Source organism: Streptomyces sp. NPDC050988, assembly GCF_044456225.1.
In the GTDB taxonomy this organism is placed as follows: domain Bacteria; phylum Actinomycetota; class Actinomycetes; order Streptomycetales; family Streptomycetaceae; genus Streptomyces.
In genome coordinates this window covers 93,585-113,111 of the sequence record NZ_JBITFQ010000030.1, presented here as the reverse complement: position 1 = coordinate 113,111, position 19,527 = coordinate 93,585, and the positions used below count along the sequence as shown (strand labels likewise).

Genomic DNA, 19,527 nt, shown 5'->3' with positions numbered 1-19,527 from the left:
TATGACGCAAGACAATGGCGAGCTGGACAGCCTGGTACGCAAACGCATCCGCGCCCTCCGTGTGGCCCAGGGCTGGTCCCTGGAGGAGCTGGCCACCCGCGCCCAGGTCAGCCAGTCCACGCTCAGCCGCATCGAGACCGGCCAGCGCCGCCTCGCCCTGGACCAGCTCGTCACCCTGGCCCGTGCCCTGGACACCTCCCTCGACCAGCTGGTCGAGACCGGTACGGACGACGTCATCTCCAACCCGATGATCGACGCGTCCCACGGGCTGATGCGCTGGCCCATCAAGGCGGAGCCCGGCATGACCGTCGTACGGCAGCGCATGACCGACCCGCCGCCCGACAATCCCGCGCGGATGCGCGCCCACCCGGGCCGCGAATGGCTCGTCGTCCTCTCCGGCACCGCGGTCCTGCTCCTGGGCAACCGGCGCCTGCGGATCGAGACCAACCAGGCGGCGGAGTTCACCACGATGCTTCCGCACGCCATCGGTGCCGAGGGCGGACCGTGCGAGATCCTCGGCATCTTCGACCGTGACGCCCGCCGGGGCCACCAGCGCCGCGAGGATGCGGGGAAGGCGAACCGCTCGTCTCAGACACCGTCTCAGCCACCGTCTGCGGCACCGTGACCGTTTGCGCGGCGCGCGCGACCGTTTGCGTGTTCCGCAGCTCAGCCGGTCATCGTCTTGCGCGTTCCGGAAGCCACCAGGCCGGACGCGAACGGCCCGCCTAGCTTGGCCGCATGAACCACGCCTCCCCGCACACAGCGAGCCATGTTCACGAGTACGAGTACGAGTACGAGCACGACGCAGGCGACCACTCGGAGATCCTCGACCTGGACGCGGACGTACTCGCCGAACACATCGCGTCCATCACCGCCTGGTTGCCCGTGGGGGCCGGCCCCCGCCACATCGTGGATCTGGGCTGCGGGACCGGAGCCGGCAGCCTCGCTCTGCTCGATCGCTTTCCCGGGGCGGAGGTGACGGCGGTCGACGTCTCAGCAGCCCATCTGCACCGCCTCCAGGAGAAGGCGGCCGGAGCGGCCGGCCGTCTGCGCGTCGTGCGGGCCGACCTCGACGCGCCGGAGTGGCCCGACCTCGGCACACCGGAGCTGGTCTGGGCATCGGCCTCCATGCACCACATGTCCGACCCCGACCGCACCCTGCGCCAGGTCCACGACCTGCTGGCACCGGGCGGGCTGTTCGCCCTCGTCGAGCTGGCCGGCTTCCCCCGGTTCCTGCCGGCCGACGCCCCGGAAGAGGCCCCCGGCCTTGAGGATCGCTGCCATGCCGCACTCGACCACCACCACGCCGAGCGCGTGCCCCACCGCGGCGCCGACTGGCGAACCAAGCTGACGGAAGCCCGGTTCACGGTTGAGGGCGAACGCACTGTCACGGTCGACATCGGCCCGCCCCACACCGACGCGGTGGGCCGCTACGCGCTCAGCAGTCTGCGCCGCCTGCGCGGCAGCGCCGCATCGGCCCTGACGGCCGAGGACCTGACCGCTCTCGACCGACTCCTCGACACCGACAGTGCGCACAGTGTCCTGCGCCGCACCGACCTCGGCGTGCGCACCGAGCGCGCGGTGTGGGCCGCGCGCCGCACCTGACCCTTACTGTCCGTGGGGACGCGAGTGTTCTAGTCGGCCGACCGGTGCACGTGGTCCGGCCGGAGGGCGTGGACGCGCTCGTACCCCTCGACGGCGACCGTCGTCCCCGGAGCGATCTCCGTGAAACCCGCGTCGCGCACCAACGGCAGTCCGCTCGTGGTGAGTTCGGTCCACCGGGCGGGGGCGGCGGTGCGGACCGTAAGGGGGAAGCCCGCCTCGCGCCAGGCCGTGCGGTCCTCGTCCGACAGCTCCCACCAGGCCAGTTGGGCGCCGTGGCCCGCCTGTGCCATCGACTTGCCGGCCGACATGTCCAGGTCCGGGTTCATCCAGAGCACGGGCGCCGCCGGGTCGGCGTCCCCCGGCGGCTCCGGGTCGTCCAGGTCCGTGCCGGAGACCTGGAGACGTGCCAGGTCCTTGGGCCAGCCGTCGAGCGGGACCGGCGGGAAGACCCGGACCTCGGCCGACTTGCCGGTGACAGTGATGCCGGGCAGCGCCTCGGCCCGCCGCCACTCGGCGCCGCGCGCCCGCCGGACGACCTTGCGGATCCGGGCGTCCTGCCAGTCCCGCATCGCCTGCGCCCACTCCCCGTCACCCAGCGACCGCTCGTCGCCGAGCATCACCAGGACGGCTCGGGCCGCGGTCTCCAGCGCGTCCGTACGCCCCGGCGGTTCGTTCCGCTCGATGCGGACGACCAGGGGCAGCACGTACTGCGGCGCCTCGTCGCGGGCGGTCCGCTCGTGCCGGAAGGGGCTGTCCTTCGGGGTGCCGTCCGGGGAGTCCTGAGGGGTGTCCCCCGCGTCGGCACCGGAGGCGGTCGTCTGGTCGCTGCTCACGCCCTCCAGTCTGCCAGGCGGAAGATCGGTTCCCTTGACCAGTTCTTCCGGCCGGTTCTTCCGGCCGGTTCCTCTGGCCGGTTCCTCTGCGCTCACGCGAACATCCGCGCGAGGATGGGGCGCATGAATCGCGAGTTGCTGCTGGAGGGCGTCGGCCGCCGGTACGGTTTCGGCGGCGCCCCATGGGTGCTGCGCGGCGTCGACCTCACGCTGGCCCCGGGCACCCTGACGCGGATCGAGGGGGCCAACGGCACGGGAAAGTCGACCCTGTTGCGGCTGCTCGCCGGGATCGACGCACCCACCGAGGGCCGTATCACGGGCCGCCCCCGCACCGCGTACGTCCCCGAACGCTTCCCGGCCGCCCTCCCCTTCACCGCGGCCGGCTATCTCATCCACCTCGGCAGCGTCCACGGCCTGTCCCGCGGGGAGGCCGCCGGGGCCGCCGTCGAGTGGCTGGAACGCCTGGGCGCCGCCGAGTACGCCCGTACGCCGATGTCGGAACTCTCCAAGGGCAGCAGCCAGAAGGTCGCGGTCGCCCAGGCCCTGCTCGCCGAACCGGAACTCCTCGTCCTCGACGAGGCCTGGACCGGCCTCGACACGGCCGCCCGTACGGAACTGGAGCGGGCGGTGCTGGAACGCAGGGCCGCGGGCGGCACGGTGGTGTTCGTCGACCACGACCCGCGACGGCTGGCGGGGGCACCGGACGTCACGTACGCGGTCGTGGACGGCAACGTCCGTACGGTCACGGGCAGTTCGATGCCGAGGGAAGAGTCGTACGTGGTGGTCGAGGTCGAGGGGCCGCCGGGCGCCGAGCCGCCCACCGAGGCGACGCGCCTGGCCGTCTCCGTCGAGGAGCCCGGCCCCGGCTCAGGCCCCGGTGCCGGCCGCGTGCCCGGAAGGCTCCGCCTCACGGTTCCCGAGACGCATTCCGACACCCTGCTCAGGACCCTGCTGACGGCCCACCCGCCGTGGCATGTGGTAAGCGTGGGGGAGGGGCCGCCCATGACCCGCGTACAGCCAACAGCCCTTGCCGAAGGGGCTGTTGATGCCGATCCAGGCGCCGGTGCCGGTGCCGGTGCCGGTGCCGGTGCCGAAGTCGACGCCGAGGTCCGCTCATGATCGCGCTCCTCCGCTATCAGGCCGCGCTCCTGCTCCGCTCCCAGCGCTGGCTGCCGCCGGTCATCCTGTACGCGGCCGTTCTGGGGATCGGCGTCCAGACGGGCCAGCCGGTGCTGGACTCGCTCGGTTACGCGGCCGCCGCGGTACTGCCCGTCGCGGCCTGGCTCGTACGCATCTGTGCCACCAACGAGCCGCCCGCCGCCCGGAGTTGTGTGAGTGCGGCGGCCGGGCCCGCGCGGGCGCATCTCGCCTGTCTGCTCGTCGCGTTCGGGGCGGCGGCGCTGCTCGGGGTGGTGGCGACGGTCGTCGTGACCGTGGTCAGCGATCCGGCGAGCACCGACCATCGGACGCCCGTACCCGTCGTACCGGCGGGCGGCGCCGGGCTGCTCGCCGCACTCGCCTGCGCCCTGCTCGGCACGGCCGTCGGAGCGCTCACGACCCGGCCACTGCTGCGGTCGACCGGACGCGCGGTTCCGGCGATGCTGCTCGCGGCGGTGCTGGCGCTGGTGGTGACGGGGTCACCGGCCCGCGTGGCGGTCAGCGACCTGGTGACGGGGTCGCAGGCAGGGGTCGTACCGGCGCCGGTGTTGCCGCTGTTCGCCGCCGGGGCGTTGGCTGTCGCGGCCGTCGCGGTGGCCTGCGCGCTCACCACCCGCCGGGGCTGATCAACCGGAGCAGGCCGTGCGCTGGGCCTCCTGCCACTCGCAGACGGGGCATAGTGTGATGCCCTTGTGCGACTCCGGGTACTCGGTGGGCTTCTGGCAGAGCACGCACTCGGCGACGGCCCCCCGGGGGAAAGGGGGGAGGTCGGTGGGTGATGTGCCGGCCGGTGGGGGCTGGTCGCGCAGTTCCCCGCGCCCCTGAGGGGCGCGGGGTAGGCGGGGGCCTCTCACGCCGCGTCCAGGCGTGCCTGCTCCTCCGCGGACAGCTTCAGTTCCGCGGCGGCGACCGAGTCGCGGATCGTCTCGGGGCGGGAGGAACCCGGGATCGGGATCACCACCGGCGCCTTCGCGAGCATCCAGGCCAGGCAGACCTGCTGGGGGCTCACGCCGTGGGTCCGGGCCACGTCGGCGAACGCGGCGTACCGCGAACCCAGCTCGCCGGCGTTCGAGATGCCGCCCAGCGGACTCCACGGCAGGAACGCGATGCCCAGTTCCGCGCAGAGTTCCAACTCGGGCTCGCTGGAACGGAAGGCGGGCGAGAACTGGTTCTGCACGCTCACCAGCCGGCCGCCGAGGATCTCGTTGGCCAGCCGGATCCGGTCGGGACTGGCGTTGGAGATGCCCGCGAAGCGGATCTTGCCCGCGTCGAGCAGATCGCGGATCGCCCCGACCGACTCCTCGTAGGGGACGCGCGGGTCCGGCCGGTGGAACTGGTAGAGCCCGATGGCCTCCACGCCGAGCCGTTCCAGCGACGCGTCGCAGGCCTTCTTCAGGTACTCCGGCGAGCCGTTCAACGTCCACGAGCCGTCGCCCGGGCGGAGGTGACCGCCCTTCGTGGCGATCAGTACGTCCGAGGTGTCGCCGCTGTACTCGGCCACCGCGCGGGCGATCAGGGACTCGTTGTGACCGACCTCGTCGGCGTCCCGGTGGTAGGCGTCCGCGGTGTCGATCAGCGTCACACCGGCCTCCAGCGCGGCGTGGACGGTCGCGACCGAACGCTGCTCGTCGGGGCGCCCCTCGATGGACATCGGCATACCGCCCAGACCGATCGCTCCGACCTGGACGTCACCGACGGTGCGTGTCTGCATGGAGGTTCCTCCTGGGGATTCGTTCGGTACGCCCCAGCCTCCACCGTGACCTTTTAACCGTCCAACAAGAGAATCCGATCGCTTTGAGCGGTGACGGTGATGAATCCGGAGTCGGAGCCGCCGGGGTGGGACCCGTTGCCCGCGTCCCACCCCACCCCACCCCTCCCCTCGGCCGAGGCTCGGCTCCTGCTCGGCCGGCGCGGAGCTACCTCCGCCAGGGCCCCGTCACCGCGAACGTCGTCCCGGGGGTGTAGCAGTTCACGTACATCGTCCTGCCGTCGGGCGAGAAGGTGACGCCCGCGAACTCGCCCCACTCGGGCTCCTCCGGCGTGCCGATGTTCTGCCGGTTGCGGGCCATCGCGTACACCTCGCCGCGTCGCGTCACGCCGTACACGTGCTGTACGCCCCCGCCGTCCTCGCAGACCATCAGGCCGCCGCTGGGGGCGAGGCAGATGTTGTCGGGGGATTCGCCGGGCAGCTGTACGTCCGTGTCGGGGCCGAAGACGATCACCAGGGTGAGCCGGCGGGCGTCGGGGTCGTACCGCCAGATCTGGCCGAAGTGGTCGGCGGCCGAACCCTCGCTGCTGTGCGCGAAGGACGAGACGAAGTAGACGGACTTCCCGCCCCAGTAGCAGCCCTCCAGCTTCTGGGCGTGGGTGATGCCCTTGGGGCCGAAGTCCTGGAAGCGGATGGCGGTTTGGGCGGCGAGCGGGTCCGGGACGTCCACCCACTCGATACGGTCGAAGCTCGCGCCCGTCTCCTGGATCGAGGAGAGGTCCGGTACACCAGGGACGCGCATAGCCTGGAGCCGGCCGCCCGCGCGGAGCGAACCGCGGCCGCCCTCGGGCTTGTTGGGCAGGAAACGGTAGAAGAGACCGAAGGGCCTCTCGAAGGCGTCCTCGGTCTCGTAGACGATGCCGCGCTTCGGGTCGACGGCGATCGCCTCGTGCTGGAAGCGGCCCATCGCGGTGAGCGGTACCGCGCCCGTGCGGTGCGGATGCGCCGGGTCGACCTCGAAGATGAAGCCGTGGTCCTTGGTGTAGCCGTTCGTGCCGGCCTTGTCCTCGGTCTCCTCGCAGGTGAGCCAGGTGCCCCAAGGGGTGGGCCCGCCCGCGCAGTTGACGGCGGTACCGGCGATCGCGACCCGCTCGTCGAGCACGTTTCCGCGCGAGTCGACCGTCAGCGACGTACAGCCGCCCTTGCCCATCGGGTCGTAGGTGAGGCCCTCGATCGTCGGGACGGGGATGCGGCCGGTGTTGCGGTTCTCGTGGTTGCGGACCAGGTGGACGACCGGGCCGTGTCTGTCGCCGGAGCCGGAGCCGGACCGCCCGGCGAACGCGGCCATGCCATCGTGGTTGCTCGGCACCCGGCCCTCGCCGGAGCGCAGTTGGTCGCCCTCGCGGGAGAGCACCCGGTAGCGGAAACCTTCGGGCAGGTCCAGCAGACCGTCCGGGTCGGGGATCAGGGGGCCGTATCCGGTGTGGCCCAACGCGGTGGCCGTGCCGGTGAAGAGCTCCGACATGGCTCCCGTGAACGCGATGCCCACTCCCAGGGCACCGGAGCGGGCGAGCACCTCGCGTCGTGTCGCGGGCGTGCGGGAAACAGACATGGGAACAAACCTTCCTGTTGGCGGACAGGAGAAAGTGACCCGCCTGTGTGTATCACGCAGCACCGGACACGTGAACCACGCGCGTAGCGTGGCGTTCTCACGCAGCGTCAGATGACCCGGATGGCGGGGGAGTTGGGCCCTGGCCCTCAGCTCGTTCGTCAGGTGCCGACGCCACCCGCGGAACGTCCGTCCCGTGCGCCTCGTTCGGCTGCTGTGCCCGCTCCAGGAACCGCAACAGCTCCACCGGGAAGGGCAGCACCAGCGTCGAGTTCTTCTCTGCGGCGACCGCCACCACGGTCTGCAGCAGCCGGAGTTGGAGCGCGGCGGGCTGCTCGGACATCACTCCGGCGGCCTCCGCCAGTTTCTTCGACGCCTGGAGTTCCGCGTCGGCGTTGATGATCCGCGCCCGGCGCTCACGGTCGGCCTCGGCCTGCCGGGCCATCGACCGTTTCATCGTCTCCGGCAGCGACACGTCCTTGATCTCGACGCGGTCGATGGACACGCCCCAGTCCACGGCCGGGCTGTCGATCATCAGCTCCAGGCCCTGGTTGAGCTTCTCGCGGTTCGACAGGAGGTCGTCGAGGTCGCTCTTGCCGATGATCGAGCGCAGTGACGTCTGCGCCATCTGCGAGACCGCGAAGCGGTAGTCCTCGACCCGGATGATCGCGTGCGCCGCGTCGACCACCTTGAAGTAGACCACCGCGTCCACGCGAACCGTGACGTTGTCCCGGGTGATGCCCTCCTGCGCGGGCACGGGCATCGTCACGATCTGCATGTTCACCTTGTGCAGCCGGTCGACCGCGGGGACCACCATCGTGAACCCCGGAGTGCGCGGCTCTCCGCGCAGCCGCCCGAGCCGGAGGACCACTCCGCGTTCGTACTGCTTGACGATCCGTGCCGCCGCCGCGACGTACACGACCCCGGCGGACGCGACCGTCACCGCCGCGACCAGGAGTTCTTCGACCATGACGACCCCTGCCCTCCGCGCCTCTGCCGATCGAGTCGCCGCTTATGTGGCTAATTCAACGATACGCCCGAGTTCCGGAAGCGGAACGGCCCGGGGCTCTGTCGAGCCCCGGGCCGTTCCTGCCTGCTCATGGAGGGTCTACCTCACGGAGGGTTTACTTCACGGAGGGTCTACGGCGTGGTGACCTTCACCGGCTCCGTGCCCGTCGCGCTGTGCCGCTCGGCCCAGGTCTCCAGGGCCGTCCGGCACGCGTGGTCCAGGTGGTGCAGCCCCGACAGGTCCAGCTCGACCGGCCGGTCCTGGGGCAGTGCCTCCAGGTTGTCGAGGATCTTCGGCAGCCGCAGGAAGGTGGCGTTGCCCGACAGGTAGGCCTGCACAGGGCCCGCTCCCTTGTCGATGACCTCCAGCTTGAGGTGCGAGGCTTCCCAGGCCGTCTTGGCGACCGCGAGGGCGAGCCCGATCAGGACACCCTCGAACATGCTGATCGCGACGATCGACACGGCCGTGACGATCAGGATCAGCGCCTCGCCCCGGTGCTCGCGCCACAGCGACACGATCCCGCGCAGCGGAATCAGCTTCCAGCCCGCGTGCACCAGGATGCCCGCGAGGGCCGGCAGCGGGATGTAGGCGAGCACGGCGGGCAGCAGCGCCGCGAACAGCAGCAGCCACACTCCGTGCATGACCCGGGACGCCTTCGTCCGCGCGCCCGCCTGCACGTTCGCCGCGCTGCGCACGATCACCGCGGTCATCGGCAGCGCGCCGAGCAGCCCGCAGACCGTGTTGCCCGCGCCCTGCGCCATCAGTTCCTTGTCGTACTCGGTACGCGGTCCGTCGTGCAGCCGGTCCACGGCGGCGGCGCTGAACAGCGACTCCGCCGAGGCGATCAGCACGAAGGCCACCACCGTGCCGAGCACGCCGAGACTCGCCAGCTCGCCGACGGTCTCGAAGCCCGGCAGCTGGATCGAGCCGAGCAGGCCCTTCACCTCGACGGTCGCCACGGGCAGGCCGAACGCCGGCGTCACGAGCGTGGCCAGCGCGACCGCGGCGAGCGCCCCCGGCACCGTACGCACCTTCTTCGGCAGGTGCTTCCACAGCACCAGCACGGCGACGGTGCCGGCCCCGAGTGCGATCGAGGCCAGTGCCTCGGCGGACCCGGCGGAGTCGGCGACCAGTCCCGGCAGTCCGGCCAGCTTGCCCAGACCCGAGGCGGGTGCCTGTGCGCCCGCCACCGAGTAGAGCTGCCCGGCGATCAGGACGAGCCCGATGCCGGCCAGCATGCCCTCGACGACGGCCACCGAGATGGCCCGGAAGTAGCGCCCCAACTTCAGGGCGCCCATGGCGAGTTGGATGAGACCCGTGGCCAGCACGATGACTCCGAGCACGGGCAGTCCGTACTCCTGCACCGCCTCGAAGACCAGCACGGTCAGACCCGCGGCCGGGCCCGAGACCTGCAGGCTGCTGCCGGGCAGCATGCCGGTGACGAGGCCGCCCACGATGCCGGTGACCAGGCCGAGTTCGGCGGGCACGCCCGACGCCACCGCCACGCCCACGCACAACGGCAGGGCGACGAGGAAGACGACGAGCGAGGCGGCGAAGTCCTGCCGCAGATGAGGGAACTTCATTCGGTTGCTTGTACTCGTTCGGTTGCCTGTGGGGGTGCCCATCGCGTTGCTCACAGCTCCTCGAAGGCGTCGGCGTGCACGTCGTGCGCCAGCACGGAGCCGGTGTGCACCTCGTAGAACCAGCCGTGCAGCCGGAGTTGACCACTCGTCAGACGCCGTGCCACGCACGGGTAGGAGCGCAGTCGCAGCAGCTGGGTGAGTATGTGGCTCTGCACGGCCTCGGCAACGGCCGGATCCTCGACGGCGCCTTCGGGCCGGGGAGTGGAGTGCGCGAGCCAGTCGCGTACGGCGGGTACGGCGGTCAGGTCGTCGCCGCGCACCAGCGCGCCGACGGCACCGCAGTGGGAGTGGCCGCAGACGACGATGTCCGCGACGCCGAGCACCTCCACGGCGTACTCGATGGTGGCCGCCTCGCTGGTGGGCTGCGAGGAGGTGTGCGGGGGGACGATGTTGCCCGCCGTGCGCAGTTCGAAGAGTTCACCGGGCCGGGCTCCGGTGATCAGGGCCGGGACGACCCGGGAGTCGGAGCAGGTGATGAACAGGACCTGCGGGGACTGGCCTTCGGCGAGACGGGCGAACTCCTCCGGGCGGTCCGCGGACTGCTTGCGGAAGGAGCGTGCGTGATCGATGAGGGGCTGCATGTGTCAGTTCCTCCTGGCGCGCCAGAGGGCGCGTCGGTGTACAAAACGGAGCGCATGCGGGTACGGCGACATGACCCCACGTCGACGCGCTCGGCGGACGTGGCGTGTGAGGGTGGGTCAGGTCGGAGTCGCTTCGTGCCCGGTGGGGGTCGGGTCAGCAGCGGAACACTTGAAGTGCCGCCGCGGAATGGGCTGTCGACGATCTCGTCGTGCGGTGGTGCGCCGCGGGAGCGGCGATGTGCGACGGGTCGTCGTGATAGGTCGCGGGGTCCTTGCAGAGCAGTGGACGCGCGGGTGACTGGGGGACGTGGTCCGCGACGCGGATCCGGTCACGGGTCCGCAGGGGACCCGTCGGGCTGCCCGGGTGCAGGCCCTCGCCACAGGTGACGAACTCGGCCTTGCTCTTGGGGCCCGTGACAGGTGTCGCGTGCGCGGAAGCGAACGCCGAAGCAGGCGCGGAGAGTTGCAGGGCGAGCAGGACGGCGGCGAGAACGGTGAACAGGGTCCGGGCCGTCGTACCTCGTAGCATGCGCCCCCTCTCGGCCGACTTCGGGTCAGGTGCTCTCACGTCAACATGAACGTTAACGGGTGAAGTTGTTTGCAGGGTTAACTTAACGTTTCACCCTGAAGAGAGCCTGAAGTGGGCCGAAGAGCATCGGAAGCAGGCCGGAAACCGGCTGATGAACGGCGGTTGGGGCGGTGGTTCGGGCGACGGTTCGGACGGCCCTTCGCTAGGCCCTTCGCGTCCCGACGAGGTCCTTCGCGTCCCGTGCCAGCGCCGTGAGCCGGGAGATCGCGCGGAAGTACTTCTTGCGGTAGCCGCCGTTCAGCATCTCCTCGCTGAACAGCCGGTCGAAGGGCATCCCCGAGGCGAGCACCGGCACCTCACGGTCGTACAGCCGGTCGGCGAGGACGACGAGCCGCAGCGCGGTCGACTGGTCCGGGACCGGCTGGACGTCCGTGAGACAGACCGCCGTGACCCCGTCGGTCAGCGCGCCGTACCGGCTGGGGTGGACCCGGGCCAGGTGGTCGAGCAGATGCGGGAAGTCGTCGAGCGAGGCGCCCGGCGTGGCGTACGCGGCCTTGGTGACCTGCTCGTCGGAGTACGGGGCCGGGGCCTCGGGCAGCCCGCGGTGGCGGTAGTCCTCGCCGTCGATGCGCAGTGACCGGAAGTGCGCCGACAGGCCCTGGATCTCGCGCAGGAAGTCGACCGACGCGAACCGGCCCTCGCCGAGCTTGCCCGGCAGCGTGTTGGAGGTGGCGGCGAGCGCCACACCCGCCTCGACCAGCCGGGCGAGCAGGCTGGACACGAGGACGGTGTCGCCGGGGTCGTCCAGCTCGAACTCGTCGATGCAGAGCAGCCGGTGACCGCTCAGCGTCTGCACGGTCTGCTGGAAGCCGAGGGCGCCGACCAGGTTCGTCAGCTCCACGAACGTGCCGAAGGCCTTGAGGGAGGGCTCGGCGGGGGTCGCGTGCCAGAGGGAGGCGAGGAGGTGTGTCTTGCCGACGCCGTAACCGCCGTCGAGGTAGACCCCGCGGGGGCCGGCCGGGGCCTTCGCGGCCTTCTTCCCGAAGCCGAGGAAGCCCCGCTTGCCGGAGCCGGCGGCCTGCGCTCCGCCGAGCCCCGCCGCGAAGGCGTCCAGCACGTGGACTGCCTCGGTCTGGCTGGGCTGGTTCGGGTCCGGAATGTACGTATCGAAGCGGACCGAGTCGAACCGGGGCGGCGGCACCATCTCGGCGACCAGCCGATCCGCGGGAACACGCGGCTCACGGGCGCAGAGGGACGACGGGGCCGCGTCGGCTATGGAACCGAGACCGGAGGCGCTGGTGGAGGTTGACACGGTTCCCCACTCTACGGGCCGTGCCAGACTGCAGGACATGCGACGCCTGTTCCCTGTGACCGACGAGACAGCAGCCCGGGACTCGGGTGGGGGCCCTGGTACGGAGGGGGCGGACCACGAGTGGGCACTGGAGGAGCTGGCGGCGGCGTACGCCTATCCGTCCGGCTGCGGTCCCGCGGGGCCGCAGCCGTGGCTGCGGGCCAACATGGTGTCCACGCTCGACGGGGCCGCCCAGCACGACGGGCGTTCGCAGCCCATTTCCAGCGCCGCCGACATGCGGATCTTCGGTACGTTGCGGGCGCTCGCGGACGCTGTGGTGGTCGGTGCGGAAACGGTACGCCAGGAGGGTTACCGTCCGGCACGCGCGCGGGAGGACTTCGCCGCGCTCCGCGAGGCGGCGGGGCAGGGCCCGGCCCCGGCGATCGCGGTGGTCAGCGCGAGCCTGGACCTGGACTTCTCGCTGCCGCTCTTCACCTCGCCCCTGGTCCCCACGCTCGTGCTCACGGGCGCCGCGGCCGCCCCCGACCGGGTCGCCGCCGCCGAGAAGGCCGGCGCACAGGTCGTGATCGCCGGGGACGGCATGGGCGTGGACCCCGCCCGGGCCGTACGCGCGCTCGCCGACCGGGGCCTGTACCGGCTCCTGACCGAGGGCGGGCCCCGGCTGCTCGGCCAGCTGGTCGCGGCCGGGGTACTCGACGAGCTCTGTCTGACGGTGTCCCCGATGCTCACGGCGGGCGACGCCCAACGCATCGCCGGCGGCCCTCCGGTGGCCGTGCCGAGGCGCTTCGAGCTGACCTCTCTGCTGGAGGAGGCCGGGTTCCTGTTCAGCCGTTACCGTCGGACCTGACCAAATAGACGGAATCATCCGTTCCGTTTGGCTTTCGCTGGGCACACTAAATCTCGCAGTCCCCGTGCGGTTACGGGGCAGGATGGTTTCCGCAGGGGCCTACGGACGGCCCACGGATGAGAAGGGCGCCTGTCGTGTTCACAAGCGTACTGATGATCGAGAAGGCCCTGACGTCCGCGGACGTGGAGTTCGTCACCAGCTTGCACGGTGACGAGGACGTCGCCTTCCATGTGCTGCTCCAGCCCCGCGGCGACCAGGCCGACCGGTTGCTGCGGGCCATCGACGACGTGGCGCTCGGCGAGCTGGACGAAGCGGCCCGCGAGAACGAGACGCCCGAGGGCGAGGAGGCCGTCGGCCAGGGGCAGAAGGCCCTGGAGGTGTCGCTGGTGGCCTTGCGGGCGGCGGGGAGCGCGGCGGAGGGGCGGCTGATCGAGGATCATCCGCTGGATGCGCTGAAGGTGCTTGTCGACGAGATCGACGCGGACGAGGTCATCGTGCTGACCGATCCTCATTACGTGGAGGAGTTCTTCCACCGGGACTGGGCCTCGCGGGCTCGGCACAAGGTGGGGGTGCCGGTGTTGAAGCTGTTCTCGCACAGCAAGTCGTGAGTGGGGCTGTGGGGGGCTGAGTTTCGGCTGCGGCTGCGGCTGCGGCTGCGGGTGCGGGTGCGTGGGGGCTGGTCGCGCAGTTCCCCGCGCCCCTGAGGGGGCGCGGGGTGCCGCAGCTAATAGGCTGGGCGCGCTCACCGTCCCACCCGAGTCCTGGGAGTAACACGTATGGCACCCGGTCTTCCCACCGCCATGGACCGACCGCACTTCATCGGCATCGGCGGTGCCGGGATGTCGGGGATCGCGAAGATCCTCGCGCAGCGCGGGGCGAAGGTCGCGGGCAGTGACGCGAAGGAGTCCGCGACCGCGGAGGCCCTGCGCGCGCTGGGGGCGACGGTGCACATCGGCCACGCGGCCGGACACCTCGCCGACGACGCGACCTGCGTGGTGGTCTCCTCCGCGATCCGCGCCGACAACCCGGAGCTGGCCCGCGCCGCCGAGCTGGGCATCCCGGTCGTCCACCGCTCGGACGCCCTCGCCCGCCTGATGGACGGCCTGCGGCCGATCGCGGTCGCGGGCACCCACGGCAAGACGACCACGACGTCGATGCTGGCGGTGTCCCTGTCGACCCTGGGCCTGAACCCGTCGTACGCGATCGGCGGCGACCTCGACGCCCCCGGCTCCAACGCCCTGCACGGCGAGGGCGAGATCTTCGTCGCCGAGGCCGACGAGTCGGACCGCAGCTTCCATAAGTACGCGCCCGAGGTGGCGATCGTGCTGAACGTGGAGCTGGACCACCACGCCAACTACGCGTCGATGGACGAGATCTACGAGTCCTTCGAGACGTTCGCGGACAAGATCGTGCCCGGCGGCACCCTGGTGATCACCGCGGACCACGAGGGCGCGCGCGAACTGACCCGGCGGCTGTCGGACGACGTCAAGGTGGTGACGTACGGCGATTCCGAGGACGCGGACGTACGTGTGCTGTCCGTGGTCGCCCAGGGCCTGAAGAGCGAGGTGACCGTCGAGCTGGACGGCTCGCCGCTCACCTTCACGGTCTCGGTCCCCGGCCGTCACTACGCGCACAACGCGGTGGCGGCGCTGGCGGCGGGCGCGGCCCTTGGCATCCCGGCGGCGGAGCTGGCCCCGGCCATCGCCTCGTACACGGGTGTGAAGCGGCGGCTCCAGCTGAAGGGCGAGGCGGCGGGCGTGCAGGTCATCGACTCGTACGCGCACCACCCGACGGAGATGACCGCGGACCTGGAGGCGATGCGGGCCGCTGCCGGCGACGCGCGCATCCTGGTCGTCTTCCAGCCGCACCTGTTCTCCCGCACCCAGGAGCTGGGCAAGGAGATGGGCGATTCCCTTTCCCTGGCGGACGCCTCGGTCGTGCTGGACATCTACCCGGCCCGCGAGGACCCGATCCCGGGTGTGACGAGCGAGCTGATCATCGAGGCGGCCCGGGCGGCGGGCGCGGACGTGACGCCGGCTAAGGACAAGGCGGACGTGCCCGCGCTGGTGGCGGGAATGGCGAAGCCCGGTGATCTCGTTCTCACCATGGGCGCGGGTGACGTGACGGACCTCGGACCCGAGATCCTGACCCGCCTGTCGAAGTAGCCGTACCTGTAGTGAGGGGTTGAGCTTCATGTCGTACGACATCGAAAAGCCGGACGAGCAGTGGCGCGCGGAGCTGAACCCGGCGGAATACGCGGTCCTGCGCCAGGCAGGCACGGAGCCGGCGTTCACCGGCGAGTACACCGACACCAAGACGAAGGGCGTGTACTCCTGCCGCGCCTGCGGCGCCGAACTCTTCACCTCCACCGAGAAGTTCGAGTCGCACTGCGGCTGGCCGTCCTTCTACGATCCGAAGGACTCCGACGCGGTCGAACTGATCGCCGACCGGTCGCACGGGATGGTGCGTACGGAGGTGCGGTGCGCCCGGTGCGGGTCGCACCTTGGGCACGTGTTCGAGGGGGAGGGCTATCCGACTCCGACGGACCAGCGGTACTGCATCAACAGTGTTTCGCTGCGGCTGACGCCTGAGGCGGGTGGAGCGGCGTAGCGTCGTTGCGGAGCTCGGGTTCGGGTTCGGGTTCGGGTTCGGTGTCGAGCAGCGGGAGCACCCGGGTTCCGAGCAGGTCGACGCCGCGGTCGTCGTTCAGGCCGTGCGGGGTGCCGAACTCCACCCTGCTCGCCCCGGCGTCGATCAGTCGCTGAGCCTGGGCCGCGATCTGTTCGGGGGTGCCGGAGAAGGCGAAGAGGTCGAGCAGGTCGTCGGGGATGAGCGCGCCCGCTTCGGACGCCCTGCCGCGGGCGAGGAGGTCCTTCACGCGGGCCAGCAGGTCCCCGGGCACGTCGATGGTGGGGTCGAGTTCGGCCACCACGGCCAGGTACATGGCGACTTCCGTGCGTGCCCTGCTCCGGGCGAGCGGTCCGTCCTCGTCGACCACGGTCACCGCCCCCACCACGATGCCGGGCTGCCCGGCCCCGGCAGAGTGGTCCGCGCTGTCGGGGTCGCTCACGCCCGCGGAGATGCGGCCGCGCATCACCTCCACCATCGCGGGATTCGCCGTTCCACCGATCTTGACCTCCTGGGCGATCCGGCCGGCCAGTGCTGCCGTCCGGGCTCCCCAGGTGCCGATCAGCAGGGGAATCCGCGGGCGAAAGGTCTCGTATGCCAGGCGCGTTCCCGGGGTGAGCTGGAACACCTCCCCCTGGAAGCCGTCCGGTGAGCCCGACAGCAGCGTCCGGATCAGTCCGGCGGCGTCCCGCAGATGGGCCAGCGGCCGTGGCTGGCTGAGGCCCACGTCCCCGAGCCAGGAGCCCCGGGCCAGTCCCAGGTACGCCCGGCCGGACGAGGCCAGGTCCAGTGCCGCGACCTGCCCCGCTATCTCGTACGGGTGCTGCGAGTAGGGATTCCAGCACGCGGCGCCGATGCGTACCCGGTGAGTGGCCCGCGCCATCTCCAGGAGGGGGAAGATCGGCGGCTGGTACATGAGATCCCCGAAGACCGACAGTACGTCGAAGCCGTACTCCTCGGCCTTCGAGGCGAGGCGGGCGTAGTCCGCAGGGCGCTTGTCGCTCTGGAACCCCAGCCCGATCTCGGTCCTGGTCACGTCAGATCCTCTGTGTTGAGACTGCACCGGCCCGTGCGGTCGATGCGCATGATCAGCCTTTCCTCGGGATCCGGGCAGCAGACCAGGGTGTCTCGCTCCAGCCAGTCGCTCTCGGGCAGCGCCCGCTGCTTGGCGGGCAGCAGGGGCAGTACCGCCTGGAGGGCGTAGAGGCAGAAGTGCCGTCCCTCGGGGATCCGCAGCTCCGCGCTGTTGACCAGGTCGAAGTAGTCGCCGACCGACATCCCGCAGACCGACCGGCCCTCGATGCGGTCCACGGTGACTCTCAGGTCGTAGAGCTCGGTCAGGTCCTTCATGGGCTTTCCTTCCTTCCCTAGTGGGCGGGCCGTACGACTTCGGCGGCGGGGGCGGCCGTCGGGGCCGTGAGGTCCAGGCCCACCGCGGTGGCCTGGGCCTTGGGCGCGGGCGTGAGTGCGCTCACCAGCACCAGCACCGCCGCGTTGATCGCCATGGCGATCAGACCGGGTTCCCATGTGGGCAGTTGCTCGGCCCAGAAGTCCTTGGCGAACGGTGCGAGCAGGGCGACGAACCCGGCGATGATGCCCAGCAGTACTCCCGCGGCCGACGTCCTGCGCCATACGAAGGCGAAGAAGACGCCCGGCGCCAGCATGCCGATCGCCGAGTAGGCGTAGAGCAGGATGTCCACCAGTGATTTGCTCTGCCCGAGCGTCAGCCATACCGCTACCGCGGCGAACACGGTCATGGACACGCGGCAGACCCACAGTGTGGTGCGGTCGGACAGATCCGGCCTGGCCAGTCCGACGACATTGCGGGCGAACAGCGATCCGCTGGTGAGGAGAAGGACGGATCCGGGTGCCAGGGCGAGCAGGAAGCCCGTACCCGCGACGAGGCCTATCACCCAGCTCGGGTACTCGTCGGAGACGAACTGCAGCAGCGCCGCGTTGAGGTTGCCGCCTTCCGGTTTCGTGCCGGCCACGAGGGCCGCGAAGCCCAGCAGGATGATGAAGAAGTAGGCGAGCGAGTACAGCGGCTGCCAGATCGCGTTGCGTCGGATCGCGCTGCCCGAGGCCGCCGAGTAGGACACCTGGAAGAGGTGCGGGAACACCCAGTTGCCCAGCGCCACGTTGAGTGCCGAGGTCATCAGCCACACGGTCGTCGTCGGGGACTCCGGATCGATCCCGGGGAAGCTTCCGATACCCGGATGCTGTTGTTCGGCGAGGCGGAAGATGTCGAGGAACGACGACGCTCCGACCTTGCCCGCCACGGTGACGGTCAGCAGCACCATGACGACGACCATGAGGACGTCCTTGACGCCGGCCGAGAAGGCGGCCGACCGCAGCCCCGCCAGGAACACGAAGGCCAGCATCAGCAGGGCACCGACCACGACGGCGACGTCCGGGGAGACCGCGCTTCCGATCGTCAGCCGCACGATCAGACTGAGGCTGACGAGCTGGATCTGTACGTACACGATGAGCGCCGCGATGCCCACCAGGGCCGTCACCGCGCCCAGCCAGGGGGCGTCGAAACGGGCGGTGAAGAAGTCCGCCTGGGTGATCAGCCCGTGCTTGCGGCCTGCCCTCCAGATCTTCGGCATCAGCCAGTAGCCGATGGCGTAGCTGAGGGAGACGGAGGTGAAGGCGAGGTAGGCCGGGGCCCCCAGCGCCCAGGCGTAGCCGGAGATGCCCAGGACGGCGAAGGTGGTGTAGATCTCTCCGGCGTTCATGAACCAGAACAGCACGACGCCGAAGCGGCGGCCGCCGACCGCCCAGTTGGACACGGTCGCAGCGGAGGCGGTGCCCGAGCGTCGCCCGAAGCCGATGGCACCGAGGGTGGTGCCCAGAACGATGACGATGGCGATGAGCAGGGTCATGACCGGTCACCGCCGGGCTTGTCGGCGCCGGGTTGCCCGGCCTCGGCGGTGCCCATGGCCTCGGCGGTGCCCATGGCCTCGGCGGTGCCCATGGCCTCGGCGGTGCCTCTGGCCTCGGCGGTGCCTCTGGCCTCGGCGGTGGCTGCGGTGGCTGCGATGAAAACGGCCTCCTCCGACGCCACCCCCGCCCGCTCGTCGAGGAGGTAGACGACGCCGATGACAGCCGAGGCGACCAGCACTCCGGCCATCTGCCACACCATGGGGAACGGGATGTCGAGCGGGGCGGCGCTCACCTCGTTGACCAGGGGAACAAAAGCGACCTGCCAGACGAAGGGCAGGATGAGGAGCCAGTAGTAGGGGCGGGATCTGCCGCTGGACCGTTGTCCGCGGGGCCGCGTCGATGCCATGGTCTCTCCCAGAGTTGGGGCACAGCCGGGGACATCACTACGATGTGCAGTACGAGTGCACAAGGTGCTGCGACCATAGGGTGGCTTGAAATGACCGTCAAGGCTGGTGCGGCGAATTTACCTGCCCGATGCGTTCGGCGGCGTGCTCGGTTTGTGCAGTGAGGTCGTACAAGGAGGATCATGATCGGGAGCCAGCTGCGTATGCTTCGGACGAAGCAGGGCCTGAGCCTGCGCGCGCTCGCCGCCGAGACGGGGCTGTCACCGACCCTGCTGAGCCAGGTGGAACGTGGCGTGACCGAACCCAGCCTGTCCACCCTGCGCCGGCTCGCCGCCGTGTTCGGGGAATCCGTGGCGTCCTTGTTCGACGACGCCACCGCGCCCGCCGTCTGGGTGAGCCGACCGGGCGAACGCACCATACTCAGCGGCCCACGCGGGCTGGTCGGCTACGAGCGTCTGACCCCGGGCAACGGGCAGCTGGAGGTGCTGCGCGCGGTACTGCCACCCGGCGCCGCCACCAGCGCGGAGCCCTGGGCGCACCCGTCCGTCGAGTGCGCCTTCGTCGTCGCGGGGGCGCTGACCGTGGAGATCACCGGACAGGTTCACCAGGTTGCCGCCGGGGAGTCGATCACCTTCGACTCCCGGCAGCCGCACCGCTATCTGAACGCGTCGCCCGATCCGGTCGAGTACATCGTCTCGATCAACCCTCCCTCTCCATGAGCGCCCTCATCGGCCGGGCGCGGGGCAACGGCGGCACCGCGTCGGCCCCATCCGCT

At 70.8% G+C, this 19,527-nt stretch carries 22 protein-coding genes; 9 read left to right on the top strand and 13 right to left on the bottom strand.

All coding sequences use genetic code 11. The annotated features are described in order from the left end of the window. Position 1 precedes the first annotated feature (1 nt). Positions 2 to 625, top strand: a complete 624-nt coding sequence (locus tag ACIBEI_RS39905) for a helix-turn-helix domain-containing protein (RefSeq protein ID WP_398895569.1) — start codon at positions 2 to 4, stop codon at positions 623 to 625. Positions 626 to 738: 113 nt separating this feature from the next. Beyond that, a complete protein-coding gene (locus ACIBEI_RS39900; RefSeq protein WP_398895567.1) occupies positions 739 to 1,605 on the top strand; it encodes a class I SAM-dependent methyltransferase in 867 nt (288 codons plus the stop codon). A gap of 29 nt (positions 1,606 to 1,634) precedes the next feature. On the opposite strand, the gene ACIBEI_RS39895 is transcribed toward ACIBEI_RS39900, so the two are convergent. Then, a complete protein-coding gene (locus ACIBEI_RS39895) occupies positions 1,635 to 2,438 on the bottom strand; it encodes a peptidyl-tRNA hydrolase (protein WP_398895566.1) in 804 nt (267 codons plus the stop codon). A 123-nt stretch (positions 2,439 to 2,561) separates the two neighbouring features. Between ACIBEI_RS39895 and ACIBEI_RS39890 the strand changes: the two genes are divergently transcribed. Both ACIBEI_RS39890 and ACIBEI_RS39885 read left to right on the top strand, forming a co-directional pair. After that, a complete protein-coding gene (locus ACIBEI_RS39890) occupies positions 2,562 to 3,557 on the top strand; it encodes an ATP-binding cassette domain-containing protein (RefSeq protein WP_398895564.1) in 996 nt (331 codons plus the stop codon). Beyond that, entirely contained in the window at positions 3,554 to 4,222 is a 669-nt protein-coding gene (locus ACIBEI_RS39885) for an ABC transporter (protein WP_398895562.1), read from the top strand. Before ACIBEI_RS39890 ends, ACIBEI_RS39885 begins: the two co-directional genes overlap by 4 nt. On the opposite strand, the gene ACIBEI_RS39880 is transcribed toward ACIBEI_RS39885, so the two are convergent. From ACIBEI_RS39880 to zapE, 8 genes are all read right to left on the bottom strand, one after another. Continuing rightward, positions 4,223 to 4,405 carry a hypothetical protein gene (locus ACIBEI_RS39880; protein ID WP_398895599.1) on the bottom strand — a complete coding sequence of 61 codons (183 nt, stop codon included), beginning with the start codon at positions 4,403 to 4,405 and terminating at the stop codon, positions 4,223 to 4,225. 41 nt (positions 4,406 to 4,446) lie between these two features. Beyond that, the gene (locus tag ACIBEI_RS39875) at positions 4,447 to 5,307 is read right to left on the bottom strand and encodes an aldo/keto reductase (protein WP_398895561.1); all 861 of its coding nucleotides are present in this window, start codon (positions 5,305 to 5,307) and stop codon (positions 4,447 to 4,449) included. A 205-nt stretch (positions 5,308 to 5,512) separates the two neighbouring features. Next, a complete protein-coding gene (locus tag ACIBEI_RS39870) occupies positions 5,513 to 6,916 on the bottom strand; it encodes a PhoX family protein (RefSeq protein ID WP_398895559.1) in 1,404 nt (467 codons plus the stop codon). Between the two features lie 97 nt (positions 6,917 to 7,013). Next, a complete protein-coding gene (locus tag ACIBEI_RS39865; protein ID WP_398895558.1) occupies positions 7,014 to 7,883 on the bottom strand; it encodes a slipin family protein in 870 nt (289 codons plus the stop codon). A gap of 170 nt (positions 7,884 to 8,053) precedes the next feature. Continuing rightward, on the bottom strand, positions 8,054 to 9,505 hold the full coding sequence (locus tag ACIBEI_RS39860) for a SulP family inorganic anion transporter (protein WP_398895557.1): 1,452 nt from the start codon (positions 9,503 to 9,505) through the stop codon (positions 8,054 to 8,056). A gap of 50 nt (positions 9,506 to 9,555) precedes the next feature. Continuing rightward, a complete protein-coding gene (locus ACIBEI_RS39855; RefSeq protein WP_398895556.1) occupies positions 9,556 to 10,146 on the bottom strand; it encodes a carbonic anhydrase in 591 nt (196 codons plus the stop codon). Between the two features lie 154 nt (positions 10,147 to 10,300). Beyond that, positions 10,301 to 10,675 carry a hypothetical protein gene (locus tag ACIBEI_RS39850; RefSeq protein WP_398895555.1) on the bottom strand — a complete coding sequence of 125 codons (375 nt, stop codon included), beginning with the start codon at positions 10,673 to 10,675 and terminating at the stop codon, positions 10,301 to 10,303. A gap of 202 nt (positions 10,676 to 10,877) precedes the next feature. Next, positions 10,878 to 12,026: a cell division protein ZapE gene (gene zapE, locus ACIBEI_RS39845; protein WP_398895553.1), complete on the bottom strand. Its 1,149-nt coding sequence runs from the start codon at positions 12,024 to 12,026 to the stop codon at positions 10,878 to 10,880. Here zapE and ACIBEI_RS39840 point away from each other — a divergent pair. The 4 genes from ACIBEI_RS39840 to msrB all read left to right on the top strand — a co-directional run bounded on the left by ACIBEI_RS39840 (position 12,025) and on the right by msrB (position 15,444). Next, positions 12,025 to 12,834: a pyrimidine reductase family protein gene (locus ACIBEI_RS39840; RefSeq protein WP_398895551.1), complete on the top strand. Its 810-nt coding sequence runs from the start codon at positions 12,025 to 12,027 to the stop codon at positions 12,832 to 12,834. The two genes, zapE and ACIBEI_RS39840, sit on opposite strands and share 2 nt — an antisense overlap. Positions 12,835 to 12,968: 134 nt before the next feature. Next, complete coding sequence (locus tag ACIBEI_RS39835) at positions 12,969 to 13,442, top strand: indole-3-glycerol phosphate synthase (RefSeq protein ID WP_398895549.1); 474 nt, start codon at positions 12,969 to 12,971, stop codon at positions 13,440 to 13,442. 168 nt (positions 13,443 to 13,610) lie between these two features. Beyond that, positions 13,611 to 14,999: a UDP-N-acetylmuramate--L-alanine ligase gene (gene murC / locus ACIBEI_RS39830; protein WP_398895548.1), complete on the top strand. Its 1,389-nt coding sequence runs from the start codon at positions 13,611 to 13,613 to the stop codon at positions 14,997 to 14,999. Between the two features lie 28 nt (positions 15,000 to 15,027). Next, positions 15,028 to 15,444 (top strand): peptide-methionine (R)-S-oxide reductase MsrB, encoded by a 417-nt coding sequence (gene msrB, locus ACIBEI_RS39825; protein WP_398895546.1) that lies wholly within the window; start codon positions 15,028 to 15,030, stop codon positions 15,442 to 15,444. Here msrB and ACIBEI_RS39820 read toward each other — a convergent pair. The 4 genes from ACIBEI_RS39820 to ACIBEI_RS39805 are packed head-to-tail and all read right to left on the bottom strand — an operon-like array spanning position 15,395 to position 18,754. Beyond that, positions 15,395 to 16,498 carry an LLM class flavin-dependent oxidoreductase gene (locus ACIBEI_RS39820; protein ID WP_398895545.1) on the bottom strand — a complete coding sequence of 368 codons (1,104 nt, stop codon included), beginning with the start codon at positions 16,496 to 16,498 and terminating at the stop codon, positions 15,395 to 15,397. The genes msrB and ACIBEI_RS39820 overlap by 50 nt on opposite strands. Beyond that, positions 16,495 to 16,812 (bottom strand): TIGR04076 family protein, encoded by a 318-nt coding sequence (locus ACIBEI_RS39815; protein ID WP_266494202.1) that lies wholly within the window; start codon positions 16,810 to 16,812, stop codon positions 16,495 to 16,497. Before ACIBEI_RS39815 ends, ACIBEI_RS39820 begins: the two co-directional genes overlap by 4 nt. 17 nt (positions 16,813 to 16,829) lie before the next feature. Next, positions 16,830 to 18,347 carry a sodium:solute symporter gene (locus ACIBEI_RS39810; protein WP_398895542.1) on the bottom strand — a complete coding sequence of 506 codons (1,518 nt, stop codon included), beginning with the start codon at positions 18,345 to 18,347 and terminating at the stop codon, positions 16,830 to 16,832. Beyond that, entirely contained in the window at positions 18,344 to 18,754 is a 411-nt protein-coding gene (locus tag ACIBEI_RS39805; protein WP_398895541.1) for a DUF3311 domain-containing protein, read from the bottom strand. Before ACIBEI_RS39805 ends, ACIBEI_RS39810 begins: the two co-directional genes overlap by 4 nt. A 180-nt stretch (positions 18,755 to 18,934) precedes the next feature. Here ACIBEI_RS39805 and ACIBEI_RS39800 point away from each other — a divergent pair, with 180 nt between their 5' ends. Continuing rightward, positions 18,935 to 19,471 carry a helix-turn-helix domain-containing protein gene (locus ACIBEI_RS39800; RefSeq protein ID WP_266494194.1) on the top strand — a complete coding sequence of 179 codons (537 nt, stop codon included), beginning with the start codon at positions 18,935 to 18,937 and terminating at the stop codon, positions 19,469 to 19,471. Positions 19,472 to 19,527 lie beyond the last annotated feature (56 nt).